The sequence below is a fragment of the Cupriavidus sp. H18C2 genome, from assembly GCF_049393795.1.
Classification (GTDB): Bacteria; Pseudomonadota; Gammaproteobacteria; order Burkholderiales; family Burkholderiaceae; genus Cupriavidus; species Cupriavidus pauculus_C.
The window spans coordinates 1,049,568-1,064,765 of sequence record NZ_CP186011.1; the positions used below are offsets into that span (position 1 = coordinate 1,049,568).

Genomic DNA, 15,198 nt, shown 5'->3' on the forward strand with positions numbered 1-15,198 from the left:
CCGAGCGAGACCATGACCGATTTCGTCATCCAGCCGGCGCCGCAGCCGAGCGTTGCAGTGGCCGGCAGCCAGGCCCGTTTTCCGATCCGCCGCGTGTTCTGCGTGGGCCGCAACTACGCCGCGCACGCCCGCGAGATGGGCAAGGACCCGGACCGCGAGCCGCCGTTCTTCTTCACCAAGCCGGCCGACGCCGTGGTGGCTGCCGAGGGCACGGTGCCCTACCCGCCGCTGACGGAGAACCTGCACCACGAGATCGAACTGGTGGTGGCCATCGGCAAGCCGGGCGCCAACGTCACGCCGGCGCAGGCGCTGGACCTGGTCTGGGGCTACGGCGTGGGCGTGGACCTGACGCGCCGCGACCTGCAGGACGTGGCCAAGAAGATGAGCCGCCCGTGGGACTGGTCGAAGTCGTTCGACGCGTCGGGCCCGTGCGGCCCGCTGCAGCCGGTGTCCGCCATCGGGCACCCGGCCCAGGGCGCGATCTGGCTCAAGGTCAACGGTGAGCCCCGCCAGCAGGGCGACCTGAACGAGCTGATCTGGCCGGTGGCGGATGTCATCGCCTATATCTCCGAAGCGATGACGCTGCAGCCCGGCGACCTGATCTTCACCGGCACGCCGGCCGGCGTGGGCGCGCTGAACCCCGGCGACAAGGTGACTGGCGGCGTCGAAGGTGTCGGAGAGATCGCTTTTTCGATCGGCCAGCGCTAGAGCCCGGGCGACCCCGGGAAGCCGGAGCGTCGGCATCGCGTCAGCGGTGCCGACGTTTTTCTTTTTGAATTCAAAGTTTTACGATGGGCCAGTGAAGGGTCTAGAGGCAGACCTCCAGAAGTACATCGCAGTTTCTCCAAATTTTCCTTGCCTATCTATCTAGTAGTAGATAATATTCGAGCCATGGACGACGCACTGCCGCAGCAAGACAAAGCGAACAGCGCCGAAGCCAAGCATCACAGGTTGGATAGTCAGTACCGGAAGCGGTCTTTTTTTTAGCCCCCGCCATCTACCTATCAGTAGATAGCAACAAAGAAAGATCGCGATATCGCCAAACAGACATCGGCCCCCGACCCGCCCCTGAACCAGGATCGCCGGCCCGAGCAAAGGAGAGCATCATGAACGTCAAGACCATCGTTACCGCCGCCGCCCTCGCCGCCGCTTTCGTTGCTGGCACCGCCCAGGCCGCCCCCGCCGTGCAGAAGGCCGGCGAAGTCTACGGCTACAGCTACCGCGTCAACGACCCGCGCAGCGCCTTCACCGACGGCGCCCGCCAAGGCAAGTTCGACTCGTTCAGCGAAGGCGCCCGCATCGGCACCCGCGATGCCTACACCGACGGCGCACGTGTGACGAACCGTGACGGCCTGGTGGCCGGCATCGGCCAGCGCGACGTCTTCACCGAAGGTGCCCGCGTGACCAACCGTGACGGCCTGGTGGCCGCCGTGGGCAGCCGCGACGTCTTCACCGACGGTGCCCGCATCGGCAAGGCCGACCCGTTCACCGACGGCGCCAAGATCGGCAAGTTCGACCCGTACACCGACGGTGCCCGCACCGTGGCCGGCCTGGACACGAAGGGTGTGTCTGCCAGCCCGGCCCGCAAGGTCGATCCGTACCTGGACGGCGCCCGCGGCAACGGTCCGCGCAACCCGTACTTCGACGGCGCCCGTTCGACCGACGTCTACACCGACGGCGCGCTGGCCTGATCCCCGCGCCGGTGGCGCCCGGGCAAACCCGGGGCGCCGCCGGCATCGAATTCTGGAGTGACATCATGACCTTGCGTGACACAGCCCTGATCCTGGGCGGCTGGGTGGTGCTTTGCCTCGCCAGCGGCGCAGTCCTATCGCTGGTTGCGCAGACGATGACCGTCTGACGCCTGCCCTGGGCAGGATGCCGACGCACCGATAACAGGAGGGTCCGGCGCCAGGCTGGCGCGGGCAACCGAAATGAAGACGCATTCCGTACGTGATCAACTGCTCGAGCACGCCTCCGTGCTGATCCGGCAACGGGGCTACAACGGTTTCAGCTACCGCGACCTGGCGGAGCTGGTGGGCGTGAAGACGTCGAGCATCCACTACTACTTCCCGGCCAAGGACGACCTGGTGCTGGAGGTGGTGCGCCTGTACCGCGAACGCTCGCAGGCCCGGCTGGCCGCGATCGACACGTCGGCGCCGCTGATCGAGCAGGCCGAGCGCTACGTTGGCCCGCTGCGCAACGACATCGGGCTGAACCAGATCTGCCTGGCCGGCATGCTGTCCGCCGAGGTGCTGGCGCTGCCCGATTCGATCCGCAAATACCTGCAGGAGCATTTCCAGGCCAACGAGACCTGGATTGCCAACCTGCTGCGCCGGACCGAGATCGAAAGCGGCCAGCCGTATCCGGTGCCGCCGCCGGCGCTGGCCAAGGTGCTGTATGGCGCGATCCAGAACGGCATCATCACCGCGCGGATGTCGGGCTCGACGGACCGGCTCGATGCCGCCGCCGACATGCTGCTGGGCGCGGTGCGCGGATCGCTCTGCGTGGTGGCTCACCGCGAGCCGGTGCCCGCCTGAACGATTTCAGGGCGCCCCGGTTCAGGCGCCCGACGCCCGCCGTCTTGCTCTCGCGACGGGCGTCACCTCTTTCTCCGACGCCGGGGTCGTCCTCCCGGCGGTTTTTTTGCCTCGGACGCCGGCTTGGCCGCGGGCTTCTTCGCCGCCGCCTTCTTCGCCGGGACCTTCTTCGCTGCCCCCTTCTTCTTCGCCGCCGTCTTCTTCGCCGCCGTCTTTTTCGCCGCCGGCTTCCTGCCGACCGCCTCCTCCCCCGCCCCGCCCTGCACGTCGATCACGACCCACGCCGGCGCGTGGTCGCTCGCCTTTTCCTCGCCCCGCACCCACTTGTCCACGCCCGCATCGCGCATGCGCAGCTCCGGGCTCAGCAGCAAGTGGTCGATCCGCAGCCCCGAGTTGGTCTGCCAGTGCTGGCGGAAGTAATCCCAGAACGTGTAGATCTTCTCGTCGGGATACCGCGCGCGCAGCGCGTCGGTCCAGCCCTGCGCCAGCAGCCGCCGGTAGCACTCGCGGCTTTCCGGCTGCAGCAGCGCGTCCTTGAGCCACGAGCGCGTGTTGTAGATGTCGTCGTCGGTCGGCACCACGTTGAAGTCGCCGGCGATAACCACCGGGTGGCCGCTGTCGCGCAGCGCCTGGGCGTGGCGGATCAGCCGTTCAAACCACGCCAGCTTGTACTCGAACTTCGGCCCCGGCTGCGGGTTGCCATTCGGCAGGTACAGGCAGGCGATCAGCACGCCCTCCACGGCGGCCTCCAGGTAGCGGCTCTGCGTGTCGTCTTCCGCGCCGGGCAGGCCGCGCCGCACTTCCACCGGGTCCGTGCCCCGAGCCAGAATCGCCACGCCGTTCCACGACTTCTGGCCATGCCAGATCGCCCCGTAGCCGGCCGCGCGGATCTCGTCGATCGGAAAGCCTTCGTCCACGGCCTTCAGCTCCTGCAGGCAGGCCACGTCGGGCGCCTCGCGTTCGAGCCACGTCAGCAGCGACTGCAGGCGCGTGCGCACGCCATTGATGTTGAAGGTGGCAATCTTGAGCGAATGCATCGGGCGGATCCTCCGGGCCGGTTCGGTGCTTCATCTTAGATTCGTCGGCGCGGATTTCCTGTCGGTGTCCGATCACTGTATATTCATACAGTCCCGCGATTTTCATCCTTTCAGCGCCTTGTCCGTCACTTCCGCCCCGCCCCCCCCCGCTATACCGTCGCCGTGCGCACGCTGTGCGAGTTCACGGCCAAGGCCGGGGACCTCGACCTGCGCTTCACGCCGTCGCCCACCGGGCAGGAAGGCGTGGCTGGCCATGGCGTGGTGACGGCCCGGCGCGGCCCCGGCTACGAGGCCGAGGTATCGCTCGCCGCCGATTTCGAGGGACTGCGCGTGCGCGGCCGGGCCGATGGCTATAACCCGGTGGCCAACCGCGTCGAGGAAATCAAAACCGTGCGCGGCGAGAAGGTCGAGATTCCGCAGAACCACCAGGCCCTGCACTGGGCGCAGGCCAGGATCTATGGCTGGCTGCTCTGCCAGTCGCGCCAGCTCGACCATATCGACGTGGCGCTGGTCTACTTCGACATCGTCAGCCAGCGCGAGCGCGTGCTGAAGGAGCGCTACGAGGCGCCAGCGCTGCGCGCGTTCTTCGAGGACAGTTGCCGGCGCTTCATGCACTGGGCCGAACGCGAGGCCGCCCATCGCGAGGGCCGCGACGCGGGGCTGCAGTCGCTGGCCTTTCCGCACGGCACGTTCCGCGAGGGCCAGCGGCTGCTGGCCGAATCGGTCTACAAGGCCAACGCGTCGGCGCGGACGCTGCTGGCGCAGGCGCCCACCGGCATCGGCAAGTCGATCGGCACCGTTTTTCCGGCGCTCAAGGCCATGCCGACCCAGCGCCTGGACAAGGTGTTCTTCCTGTCCGCCCGTTCCACGGGCCGGGCCGTCGCGCTCCACGCCACCCGCCAGCTTCGCCAGCATGCCGACGACACCCCGCTGCGCGTGCTGGAGCTGACCGCGCGCGACAAGTCGTGCGAGCACCCGGACCTGGCCTGCCATGGCGATTCCTGCCCGTTGGCGCAGGGCTTTTACGATCGCCTGCCCGCCGCCCGCGAGGCCGCGAGCCACGCGCCGCTGCTGGACCGGCCCGCGCTGCGCGAGATCGCGCGCCAGCATCAGGTCTGCCCGTATTACCTGGGCCAGGAGATGATCCGCTGGAGCGACCTCGTCGTGGCCGACTACAACTACTATTTCGACCGCAGCGGGCTGCTGTACATGCTGACAGCCATGAACGAGTGGCGCGTGAGCGTGCTGGTGGACGAGGCGCACAACCTGGTCGAGCGCGGCCGGGGCATGTACACGGCCACGCTGGACCATGCGGCGTTCCGCGGCGTGCGGCAATCCGCGCCGGCCGCGCTGAAACGGCCGATGGACCGCGTCTATCGGCAGTGGAACGCGCTGGCCAAGTCGGGCGACGCCGCCTACGAGACCCGCGACGAGGAGCCGGCCGCGTTCGTCGAGGCGCTGGTGCAGCTTTGCACGGCCGTGATCGACGACATGAGCGAGCATCCGCAGCGCCATGACGCCACGCTGGAACGCTTTTATTTCGACGCGATGCACTTCCTGCGGCTGGCCGAGCAACTGACCGAGTACGGCGGCAAGCATTCGCTGTTCGACATCACGCGCACGCCGCGCCAGCGGGCCGGCGTGGACGCCGACCTCTGCGTGCGCAACCTGCTGCCCGCGCCGTACCTGGCGCCGCGCTTTGCCGGCGCGCATTCGACCACGCTGTTCTCGGCCACGCTGCAGCCGGCCGACTACTATCGCAACCTGCTCGGGCTGCCCGCCAGTGCCGTGTGGGTCGAGGTGCCATCGCCATTCCGGGCCGACCAGCTCGACGTGCACGTGGCGCGCCATATCTCCACGCGGTACGCCCAGCGGCAGCGATCGCTGCCGGCCATCGTAAAGCTGATGGCCGAGCAGTTCGCGGCGCGCCCCGGCAACTACCTGGCGTTTTTCAGCAGCCACGACTACCTGCAGCAGGCCGCCGCGCTGCTGGCGGCGTCCCACCCGGACATCCCGACCTGGGCGCAGGCGCGCGGCATGTCGGAGGCCGGACAGGCCGCCTTTCTGGACGCCTTCGCGCCCGGCGGCCAGGGCATCGGCTTCGCCGTGCTCGGGGGCGTGTTCTCGGAAGGCGTCGACCTGCCCGGCGACCGCCTGATCGGCGCCTTCGTGGCCACGCTGGGCCTGCCGCAGATCAACCCGGTCAACGAGCAACTGCGCGAGCGCATGGACGCCGTGTTCGGCCAAGGCTATGACTACGCCTACCTGTACCCCGGCCTGCGCAAGGTGGTGCAGGCGGCCGGCCGCGTGATCCGCACCCAGCAGGACCGCGGCGTGGTCTGGCTGATCGACGACCGCTACGCGCGCGCCGAGGCACAGGCGCTTTTGCCGGCATGGTGGGAAATTCTTACCGCCGCGCCGCGCAGCATGCCCGCGCCGTCGCTGGCAGAATGACGCTTGCGCCGCTGGCGCGGAAATCGCATGTCAGCGCAGTGTCCATCGCCCGCCGAACGGAGCCCCGACCGATGAGCATGACCCACAGCTTCACCACGCCCGAACCGACCCGCGCCGAAATCGACGCCCTGCCCGGCGCCACCATCCTCGAATTCGGCACCGGCTGGTGCGGCTTCTGCCAGCGCGCCCAGCCACTGATCGAAGCCGCGTTCCGCGACCATCCCGGCATCGGCCACATCAAGGTGGAAGACGGCAGCGGCCGCCCCCTGGGCCGCTCGTTCCGCGTCAAGCTCTGGCCCACGCTGATCTTCCTGCGCGATGGCCAGGAAATCGCCCGCCTGGTCCGCCCGGACGCCACGGCCGAGATTACGGCGGCGATGCGGAAGATCGATCAGTAAATCCCACCTTCACCTGGGCGGAAACGCCTTGAACGTCTTGATGTCCGCGACGGTGTAGTAGAGCCGCATCGTTTTGCCTTTGGCCGGCGGCATCCGCCCGATATAACCGGCCACGACAAACGCGGCCGTGCCTTGGCCATTGGCCTCAGTCACACAGACATAGCGGTGCTTGCCCTGCCGGACCACGCCATAAGTAGCCAGCAGCGGCACTTCCAGCCGCTCGGGACGCCACTTTGTCAGCGCCACGGCACGGCGAATGTAGCCACGATAAGGACCGGCAAAGATGTAATCGTTCCCGCCTTTCTCATCGGTGGCATAACCAATGCGCGTGCCAAACGCTTCCTCCGGCCAGACCAGCAGGTATTGGCCCCGCTGCTCCATGGATTGGTGTCCAGGCGCATTGACAGAGACCGATATACCGTCGGCAGCGGGGGCGCCCATCAAGCAGCTTTCGACCACGGCTTGCGGCGGCGTGGCGTGGGCGGCCACGGGGTTGCCGAAGGTGGCGAACAAGGCGAGCAGGGAGAAGGCGAAACTCGGCGAACAGCCGTTGAAGGCCAGTCCGTGTGGACGACAAGCCGGGCAGGTGGGCGTACGCTTCATTCAGATCGCTCCGTTGCTCGTGGAACGGCCAGCTCTAGCACGGGGCGTTTCTCAGCTACATCGCAGTTTTACGATTTATGACCCTTACCCACAAAAAAGCCCGCCTAAGGCGGGCGTTCTCCGATGACACACCGGATTACGGATCCAGCGGCATCGCACTCGTACACTTGATCTCGTCCAGGCAGACGCTGGACTTCACGCCGCTCACGCCCGGGATGCGCATCAGCGTGTCGAGCAGGAAGTCCGACAGCGACTTCAGGTCCTTGGCCACCACCTTGAGCACGTAGTCGATGTCGCCGGTCACGGAGAAACACTCCTGGATCTGCGCCAGTTCGGCCACCAGGCTCTTGAACCTGGAGAGGTCGCGGATGTGGCCGCGCTCCATCGTCACGTGGATGAACGCGGTCACGCCGAAGCCCAGGGCGGTGCTGTCCAGCCGGGCTTCGTAGCGCTTGATGATGCCGCCCTCCTCCAGGCGGCGGTGGCGGCGCAGGGTCTGGGCGGGCGACAGGTTGATCGCCTCGGCCAGTTCCAGGTTCGACGCGCGGCCGTGTTCCTGCAGTTCGGCCAGCAAGCGGCGATCGATGCGATCCAGCTCGGTTTGCTGCATTTCGATTTCCTCAAATGGCAGTTTGACGAAATCTTATCTCATATCTCAGGGTTTCCCTGCGTCCCTAACGAAATCCTATTTACCGGGGCGAGTTCTACAATTTCCTCACGTTGCGTGGCGCGCCAAGCGTCTTACAAGCCACTCGCGCCGCAGCCTGACCGAAATATTATTTCCATCCCCCTAGCCCGCCCCCGAGCGCTGAGACCATGGCCGACCTGTTTGAAAATCCGATGCAACTGATGGGCTTCGAGTTCGTTGAATTCGCGTCGCCCACGCCCAACGTGCTGGAGCCACTGTTCGAGAAGATGGGCTTCACGCTGGTGGCGCGCCACCGTTCGAAGGACGTGGTGCTGTTCCGCCAGGGCGACATCAACTTCATCGTGAACAACGAGCCGCACAGCGAAGCCGCCTATTTCGCGGCCGAGCACGGTCCCAGCGCCTGCGGCATGGCGTTCCGCGTCAAGGATTCGCACAAGGCGTACAACCGCGCGCTGATGCTGGGCGCCCAGCCGATCGAGATCGCCACGGGGCCGATGGAACTGCGCCTGCCGGCCATCAAGGGCATCGGCGGCGCGCCGCTGTACCTGATCGACCGGTTCGAGGACGGCAAGTCGATCTATGACATCGACTTCGAGTTCATCGAGGGCGTGGACCGTCATCCGAAGGGCCACGGCCTGAAGCTGATCGACCACCTGACGCACAACGTCTACCGTGGCCGCATGGCCTACTGGGCCAACTTCTACGAACGCCTGTTCAACTTCCGCGAAATCCGCTATTTCGACATCCAGGGCGAGTACACGGGCCTGGCGTCGAAGGCGATGACCGCGCCGGACGGCAAGATCCGCATTCCGCTGAACGAGGAATCGTCGAAGGGTGCCGGCCAGATCGAGGAATTCCTGATGGCCTTCAACGGCGAGGGCATCCAGCACATCGCTTTCTCGGTCGACAACCTGATCGAGGTCATCGACAACCTGCAACTGGCAGGCGTGGAGCTGATGACGGCCCCGAACGACTACTACTATCAGGCGCTGGAGACCCGCCTGCCCGGCCACGGCCAGCCCGTGGACCAGCTCAAGGCCCGCGGCATCCTGCTGGACGGCACGACCGAAGGCGGCAAGGCCCGCCTGCTGCTGCAGATCTTCTCGAAGACCGTGTTGGGCCCGGTGTTCTTCGAGTACATCCAGCGCTCGGGTGACGACGGCTTCGGCGAAGGCAACTTCAAGGCGCTGTTCGAATCGCTCGAACGCGACCAGATCGAGCGCGGCACGCTGAAGGTGTGACCTTCAGGTAACCCGGACGGCCGCGCATCCGCGCCGGGCCGTCCCGGTTGGCCCGTTTTTCCTGTTTTTCCAAGCGTGTGCCGGTAAACTCTCGGGTTTTCGCCGGCGCGCACCCCTGCGTCCGGCGTTACCCGCGCCGGCGCTTTTTCCAAGCGCCCATCCCACAGAGGCGCCAGCCATTCCACAAGAATGGGTAGAGGACAGACAACTCCAATGCATGCACCCGACAACCAGGGCGCGCTCCAGCGCGGCCTGAAGAACCGTCACATCCAGCTGATCGCCCTGGGCGGCGCCATCGGCACCGGCCTGTTCCTGGGCATCGCCCAGACCATCAAGCTGGCCGGCCCGTCCGTGCTGCTGGGCTACGCGCTGGCCGGCATCGTCGCCTTCTTCATCATGCGCCAGTTGGGCGAGATGGTCGTGGACGAACCGGTAGCCGGCTCGTTCAGCTACTTCGCCAACAAGTATTGCGGCCACTTTGCCGGTTTCATGTCGGGCTGGAACTACTGGGTGCTCTACATCCTCGTGAGCATGGCCGAGCTGTCGGCCGTGGGCATCTACGTCCAGTACTGGTGGCCGGCCATCCCCACGTGGGTGTCGGCTCTGGCCTTCTTCCTGATCATCAACGCGATCAACCTTGCCAGCGTGAAGTCGTTTGGCGAGATGGAATTCTGGTTCTCGATCATCAAGGTGGCGGCCATCATCGGCATGATCGGCTTCGGCGGCTACCTGCTGGTGTCCGGCGGCGCCGGCCCCGAGGCCAGCGTGGCCAACCTGTGGCAGCACGGCGGCTTCTTCCCCAACGGCCTTGGCGGCCTGGTGATGGCGATGGCCGTGATCATGTTCTCGTTCGGCGGGCTGGAGTTGGTGGGCATCACCGCCGCGGAAGCCGACAACCCGGGCAAGAGCATTCCCAAGGCCACCAACCAGGTGATCTACCGCATCCTGATCTTCTACGTCGGCGCGCTGGCCGTGCTGCTGTCGCTGTACCCATGGCAGAAGGTGGTCACCGGCGGCAGCCCGTTCGTGCTGATCTTCCACGCGATGAACAGCGACATCGTCGCCACCGTGCTCAACATCGTCGTGCTGACGGCCGCGCTGTCGGTCTACAACAGCGGCGTCTACTGCAACAGCCGGATGCTGCTGGGCCTGGCGCAACAGGGCAATGCCCCGCGCGCGCTGCTGAACGTGAACCGCCGCGGCATTCCGCTGACCGCGCTGGCCGTGTCGGCCGTGGCCACCGGCATCTGCGTGCTGGTCAACTACTTCATGCCCGGCCAGGCGTTCGAGATGCTGATGGGCCTGGTGGTCTCGGCGCTCATCATCAACTGGGCGATGATCAGCGTCATCCACCTGATGTTCCGCCGCGCCAAGCGCGCCGAGGGCAAGACCACGGCCTTCCAGAGCCTGGGCTATCCGCTGACCAACTACCTGACGCTGGCGTTCCTGGCGGGCATCCTCGTGGTGATGTTCCTGACGCCGGGCCTGCGGCTGTCGGTCTACCTGATTCCGGTCTGGCTGCTGGTTCTTGGCGTAAGCTATCGCCTCCGGCAGAAGAACGCCGGGTCGGCCCTGCCCGCCGCGCGCGCCCAGATCCAGTAAAGACGGCTGCGCGGCCCGCCGGCATCGCGGGCCGCCGCCCCCTGAACCCGTAGCCAGACGCATCCCATGTTCGAACACATCGAAGCCTTTCCCGGTGACCCGATCCTCTCGCTCAACGAGGATTTCCAGCAGGACCCGCGTACCAGCAAGGTCAACCTGAGCATCGGCATCTACTTTGACGACGAAGGCCGCCTGCCGGTCATGCAGGCCGTGGCGGAGGCCGAGGCCGCGCTGCTGGCGGACATGGGCCCGCGCCCGTACCTGCCGATGGCCGGCATCCCCGGCTACCGCCAGGCCGTGCAGGCGCTGGTGTTTGGCGACGACAGCGCCGCGCGCGCCGAAGGCCGTATCGCCACGGTGCAGACGCTGGGCGGCTCGGGCGCGCTGCGCGTGGGCGCGGACTTCCTGCGCCGCTACTTCCCGAAGGCCCAGATGTGGATCAGCGATCCAAGCTGGGAAAACCACCGCGTGGTCTTCGAGCGTGCCGGCTTCCAGGTCAACGCCTACCCGTACTACGACGCCGAGACCGGCGGCCTGAAGTTCGACGCGATGCTGGCCGCCATCGAAGCCATCCCGCAGGGCGACGTGGTGCTGCTGCACGCCTGCTGCCACAACCCGACCGGCGTGGACCTGAACGAGGACCAGTGGCGCCAGGTGATTGGCGTGCTCAAGGCCCGCAAGCTGCTGCCGTTCGTCGACATGGCCTACCAGGGCTTTGGCGCCGGCCTGGACGACGACGCCTTCGCGGTGCGTGAACTGGCCCGCCAGAACGTGCCGGCGCTGGTCGCCAACTCGTTCTCGAAGAATTTCTCGCTGTACGGCGAACGCTGCGGCGGCCTGAGCGTGATCTGCCAGAGCCCCGACGAAGCCAGCCGCGTGCTGGGCCAGCTTACCGGCGCCGTGCGCGCCAACTACAGCAACCCGCCCACCCACGGCGCCCGCGTCGTCGCCCGCGTGCTGACCACGCCGGCGCTGCGCAAGAGCTGGGAAGACGAACTGGCGGCCATGTGCCAGCGCATCGCGCGCATGCGCCAGGCGATCCACGACCAGCTCCGCGAACACGTGAGCGGCGAGAAGCTGTCGCGCTACATCAAGCAGCGCGGCATGTTCACCTACACCGGCCTGTCGGCCGAGCAGGTGGACCGCCTCAAGAACGAGCATGGCGTCTACGTGCTGCGCTCGGGCCGGATGTGCGTGGCCGGGCTGAACGAGCGCAACGTCGGCGTGGTCGCCAACGCGATCGGCGAGGTGCTGAAGGGCTGACGGCCACGGGCTTCGGCAGACAGGTAGCCACCTTCGGGTGGCTATTTTTTTGGCCGGCAGCTGATTTTGTGTGATGCAAAGACCATTTGCGGTGAATAGACCAGCCAATCACCGCAAATCCTGCGGTGAATAACTTGTGGCTGCGGCGAATAGCGCCGATAATCACCGCATGAATCGCGTCGAATACAAGTACATCTGGGAAGACCCGGACTGGCCGGTCTGGCGGTATGACCTGGCGGCCCTGGCGGAGCCCATGGCCGCCGTCAGTCGTGCCCAGGGCCTGCTCGCCGGTCGACTGGCCGACCTTGGCATGGGCTTGCGGGATCAGGCGTGCCTCATCGCGCTGACCGACGACGTGGTCAAGACGAGCGAAATCGAGGGCGAGAGCCTGAACGCGCAGTCCGTGCGTTCGTCGATCGCGCGCCGGCTCGGGGTCGATATCGGCGCCCTGGCGCCTGTTGACCGCCATGTCGAAGGCGTGGTCGAAATGGTGCTGGACGCCACGGCCAACAGCGACGCCGCTGTCACCAAGGCGCGCTTGCTGAACTGGCATGCCGCGCTGTTTCCCACGGGCTATTCGGGCTTGTCGCGGATCCGCGTTGCCGCTTGGCGGGACGATTCGGCCGGCCCCATGCAGGTCGTTTCCGGCCCCATCGGCCGGCAGCGCGTGCATTTCGAGGCGCCGCCCGCCGAGCGCCTGGAAGCCGAAACGGCGCGCTTCCTCGCATGGATCAACGGCCCGGCTGCCGAGCCGCCGCTGATCCGCGCCGCACTGGCGCATCTTTGGCTGGTGACCCTGCATCCATTCGACGATGGCAACGGCCGGATTGCCCGCGCGGTCGGGGATCTGATGCTGGCGCGCGCCGATGGCAGTTCGCAGCGCTTCTACAGCTTCTCGGCCCAGATCCAGCGGGAACGGTACGCCTACTACGACATCCTGGAACGCACGCAGAAAGACTCGATGAACGTCACCCGGTGGCTGCAATGGTTCCTTTTCACGCTGCACGAGGCGGTGGACCAGGCGCACGGGACGCTGGACAAGGTACTGGCCAAGGCGCGTTTCTGGCACCACTGGGGCATGGCGTCGCTCAATGCCCGGCAGGTCAAGGTGCTGAATCGCCTGCTGGACGGCTTCGAAGGCAAGCTGACGAGCAGCAAATGGGCCGCCATCGCCAAGTGCTCCGCCGATACAGCGCTGCGCGACATCAACGATCTTCTGGCGCGCGGCGCCCTGCGCAAGGCGCCGGCGGGCGGGCGCAGCACGAGCTACGAACTGGCCGACGTTCCGCCGCAACAAACCCCGCCCACGCCCTACCTCCAGCCCTTCAGCGCCCTGGAAACACCAGTGTGAAGCGTGTCCGGCCGGCGGCCGAGGTGGCGGCGATGGTGCCGCCGTGCGCGTCCATGATGGCCTTGGTGATGGCCAGGCCCAGGCCGGTGCGTTCCGACCCGGCGCGGGTGCGGGACTTGTCTTCGCGGTAGAAGCGGTCGAACAGCAGCGGCAGCGCGGCGGGGTCGATGGGGTCGCCGTCGTTCTCCACTGCGATTTCGGTGCGGCCGGCGGGCTCGCCGATCTCCACGCGCACCTGGCCGCCTGCCGGCGTGTGCCGGATGGCGTTCGACAGCACGTTGCTGAGCGCCCGGCGCAGCATCAGGCGGTCGCCGACGATGGTGCCGGTGCCGGCCGCCCTCAGCGTCACGCCCTGGTCCTCGGCCAGTGCGTCGTAGAAATCGAATAGCGCGCGCACCTCGTCGCCGACCTGGATCATCTCCTCGCTCGGCAGCGTGATGCCGTGCTCCATCTTGGCCAGGTCCAGCATCTCGGAGACCATCCGGCCCAGCCGCTGCAGTTCCTCGGCGTTCGATGCCAGCACCTCGCGGTACTTGTGGTCGTCGCGCGGCCGGGACAGCACGACCTGGGTCTGGGTCAGCAGGTTCGTGATCGGCGTGCGCAGTTCGTGGGCGAGGTCCGACGAGAACTCCGACAGCCGCTGGAACGCCGCCTGCAGGCGGTCCAGCATCGCGTTCAGCGTGGCGGCCAGGTCGCCCATTTCGACGGGCACGGCCTCCACGGGCATCCGTGCGTCCAGCCGGTTGGCGGTCACGCCCCTGGCCCGCGACGCCATCATGCGCAGCGGCTGCAACCCGCGCCGCGCGGCCCACCAGCCCAGCAGCCCGCTCGCAAACACGGCCAGGGCGATGTAGAGCCCCAGCGACCGCCCGAAGGCATGCATGAAGTGGCCGTGGATCTCGGTGTCCAGCGCGGCCACCACCGTCAGCGGGCCGGCCGTCGATCCGGGCAGCGCCAGCCGCGTGCGCAGGCCCCGATAGGCCCGCTCGCCGTCGCGCCAGGCAAACCGCTGCTCGCCGGCCGCGTCTGGCGCCGCCACACCCGCCGCAGCCGCCGCGCGGGCGAAATCGAAACCGCCGCTGTCGTACAGCACGGTCCCGTCCGCCGCCCGCACCTGGGCCACGAAGCCGGGATGATGGCCGACCATCTCGCCCAGCCGGGCGGGCAACTGGCCCGCAGGCGTCTCGCGTGCCACCTTCTCGATCAGCCGCAGGTTGCCGCGCAGGTTCACGTAGTCCTCGGTGGCGAAATGCCGATCCATCGCCAGCCAGATCAGCACGCCCAGCCCTAGCAGCACGACGGCCGACGACAGCGAGAACAGGACGGTCAGCCGCACCGTCAGCGACAGCCGCCGCGTCATGCCGGCCCCGCTTCGGGCGCCTCCAGCACGTAGCCCATGCCGCGCACGGTCTGCAGCAGCTTCACGTCGAAGTCGTCGTCGATCTTGGCGCGCAGCCGGCGGATGGCCACGTCGATCACGTTGCTGTCGCTGTCGAAATTCATGTCCCAGACCTGCGACGCGATCAGCGACCGCGGCAGCACCTCGCCGCGCCGGCGCGCGAACAGTTCCAGCAGCGCGAACTCCTTGCTGGTCAGCACGATGCGGCGGCCCGCCCGCGTGGCACGGCGCCGGGGCAGGTCCAGCACGAGATCGCCAATCTGGATGCGTTCCATTGCCAGTTGCGCGCTGCCCCGGCGCAGCAGCGTGCGCACGCGCGCCAGCAGCTCCGAGAACGCAAACGGCTTGACCAGATAGTCGTCGGCGCCCAGTTCCAGCCCCTTGACCCGGTCCACCACGGCGTCGCGGGCGGTCAGGAACAGCACGGGCACCGACTTCTCGGCCGCGCGGATCGCCTGCATCACGCGCCAGCCGTCCAGGTCCGGCAGCATCACGTCCAGGATCACAAGGTCGTACGCCTCGCTGAGCGCCAGATGCCGGCCATCTACGCCGTTGCCGACAAGGTCGACCACGAAACCGGCCTCCGTCAGCCCCTGGCGCAGGTATTCACCGGTCTTCGGCTCGTCTTCCACGACCAGCAACTTCATCGTCGACCTTCCTGAGA

At 67.1% G+C, this 15,198-nt stretch carries 13 protein-coding genes and 1 pseudogene; 9 read left to right on the plus strand and 5 right to left on the minus strand.

Features of this window, described 5'->3' with window-relative positions; genetic code table 11:
• Positions 1–12 precede the first annotated feature (12 nt).
• The 3 genes from EPAKOI_RS21270 to EPAKOI_RS21280 all read left to right on the plus strand — a co-directional run bounded on the left by EPAKOI_RS21270 (position 13) and on the right by EPAKOI_RS21280 (position 2,537).
• The gene (locus EPAKOI_RS21270; RefSeq protein WP_423193584.1) at positions 13–708 is read left to right on the plus strand and encodes a fumarylacetoacetate hydrolase family protein; all 696 of its coding nucleotides are present in this window, start codon (positions 13–15) and stop codon (positions 706–708) included.
• Between the two features lie 398 nt (positions 709–1,106).
• Positions 1,107–1,691: a copper resistance protein CopQ gene (locus EPAKOI_RS21275; protein ID WP_423193586.1), complete on the plus strand. Its 585-nt coding sequence runs from the start codon at positions 1,107–1,109 to the stop codon at positions 1,689–1,691.
• Positions 1,692–1,931: 240 nt separating this feature from the next.
• Positions 1,932–2,537, plus strand: coding sequence for a TetR/AcrR family transcriptional regulator (locus EPAKOI_RS21280; protein WP_313840133.1), 606 nt, complete (start codon positions 1,932–1,934; stop codon positions 2,535–2,537).
• A 254-nt stretch (positions 2,538–2,791) separates the two neighbouring features.
• Here EPAKOI_RS21280 and xth read toward each other — a convergent pair.
• Positions 2,792–3,574, minus strand: a pseudogene (gene xth, locus EPAKOI_RS21285) (exodeoxyribonuclease III); the annotation flags it as partial.
• A 162-nt stretch (positions 3,575–3,736) separates the two neighbouring features.
• On the opposite strand from xth, the gene EPAKOI_RS21290 reads away from it, so the two are divergent.
• Positions 3,737–6,028 (plus strand): ATP-dependent DNA helicase, encoded by a 2,292-nt coding sequence (locus tag EPAKOI_RS21290; protein ID WP_423193587.1) that lies wholly within the window; start codon positions 3,737–3,739, stop codon positions 6,026–6,028.
• A gap of 71 nt (positions 6,029–6,099) precedes the next feature.
• Positions 6,100–6,426 carry a thioredoxin family protein gene (locus tag EPAKOI_RS21295; RefSeq protein WP_124686319.1) on the plus strand — a complete coding sequence of 109 codons (327 nt, stop codon included), beginning with the start codon at positions 6,100–6,102 and terminating at the stop codon, positions 6,424–6,426.
• A gap of 9 nt (positions 6,427–6,435) precedes the next feature.
• On the opposite strand, the gene EPAKOI_RS21300 is transcribed toward EPAKOI_RS21295, so the two are convergent.
• Both EPAKOI_RS21300 and EPAKOI_RS21305 read right to left on the minus strand, forming a co-directional pair.
• The gene (locus EPAKOI_RS21300) at positions 6,436–7,029 is read right to left on the minus strand and encodes a hypothetical protein (protein WP_423193588.1); all 594 of its coding nucleotides are present in this window, start codon (positions 7,027–7,029) and stop codon (positions 6,436–6,438) included.
• Positions 7,030–7,165: 136 nt separating this feature from the next.
• Positions 7,166–7,639 (minus strand): Lrp/AsnC family transcriptional regulator, encoded by a 474-nt coding sequence (locus EPAKOI_RS21305; RefSeq protein WP_124686317.1) that lies wholly within the window; start codon positions 7,637–7,639, stop codon positions 7,166–7,168.
• Between the two features lie 206 nt (positions 7,640–7,845).
• On the opposite strand from EPAKOI_RS21305, the gene hppD reads away from it, so the two are divergent.
• The 4 genes from hppD (at position 7,846) to EPAKOI_RS21325 (ending at position 13,135) form a co-directional block, all read left to right on the plus strand.
• The gene (hppD, locus tag EPAKOI_RS21310) at positions 7,846–8,919 is read left to right on the plus strand and encodes a 4-hydroxyphenylpyruvate dioxygenase (protein ID WP_423193590.1); all 1,074 of its coding nucleotides are present in this window, start codon (positions 7,846–7,848) and stop codon (positions 8,917–8,919) included.
• A 213-nt stretch (positions 8,920–9,132) separates the two neighbouring features.
• Entirely contained in the window at positions 9,133–10,521 is a 1,389-nt protein-coding gene (locus EPAKOI_RS21315; RefSeq protein WP_313840129.1) for an amino acid permease, read from the plus strand.
• Between the two features lie 66 nt (positions 10,522–10,587).
• Positions 10,588–11,784: an amino acid aminotransferase gene (locus tag EPAKOI_RS21320; RefSeq protein WP_313840128.1), complete on the plus strand. Its 1,197-nt coding sequence runs from the start codon at positions 10,588–10,590 to the stop codon at positions 11,782–11,784.
• A gap of 169 nt (positions 11,785–11,953) precedes the next feature.
• On the plus strand, positions 11,954–13,135 hold the full coding sequence (locus EPAKOI_RS21325) for a Fic family protein (protein ID WP_423193591.1): 1,182 nt from the start codon (positions 11,954–11,956) through the stop codon (positions 13,133–13,135).
• On the opposite strand, the gene EPAKOI_RS21330 is transcribed toward EPAKOI_RS21325, so the two are convergent.
• Both EPAKOI_RS21330 and EPAKOI_RS21335 read right to left on the minus strand, forming a co-directional pair.
• The gene (locus EPAKOI_RS21330) at positions 13,110–14,495 is read right to left on the minus strand and encodes a heavy metal sensor histidine kinase (RefSeq protein ID WP_423193592.1); all 1,386 of its coding nucleotides are present in this window, start codon (positions 14,493–14,495) and stop codon (positions 13,110–13,112) included. The two genes, EPAKOI_RS21325 and EPAKOI_RS21330, sit on opposite strands and share 26 nt — an antisense overlap.
• On the minus strand, positions 14,492–15,181 hold the full coding sequence (locus EPAKOI_RS21335; RefSeq protein WP_423193593.1) for a heavy metal response regulator transcription factor: 690 nt from the start codon (positions 15,179–15,181) through the stop codon (positions 14,492–14,494). The genes EPAKOI_RS21330 and EPAKOI_RS21335 overlap by 4 nt, the downstream gene beginning before the upstream one ends.
• Between the last annotated feature and the right edge of the window lie 17 nt (positions 15,182–15,198).